Here is a 273-nt window from a genome sequence, read left to right on the forward strand (position 1 = left end):
GCGAGGACAGCCACTGGAAGGTGTAGACCGTCGCAGCGATCGGCTCTCCGGCGGCGTTGACCAGATGGCCGTCCAGCCCCGGCCAGGGGATCTTGACATCGGTCGCGGCCAGGGCGGCGGGGATGTCGACCCCTGTGGTCCACAGCTTGGCGATGCCGAAGACCACGACCACCAGGACATAGGGCAGCACGGCCATCCACACACGGGCCGGGGTCAGCTCGGAGACGGAGTCCGCATGCTCGATGCCCAGGCGGTCCTTGGCCTCCAGGGCAC

1 pseudogene is annotated in these 273 nt (G+C 68.9%); it reads right to left on the reverse strand.

Features of this window, described 5'->3' with window-relative positions:
* Positions 1 to 273, reverse strand: a pseudogene (locus IG178_RS24785) (L-lactate permease); the annotation flags it as partial.

This window comes from Neoluteolibacter marinus (assembly GCF_014904755.1).
Taxonomy (GTDB): domain Bacteria; phylum Verrucomicrobiota; class Verrucomicrobiia; order Verrucomicrobiales; family Akkermansiaceae; genus Haloferula; species Haloferula marina.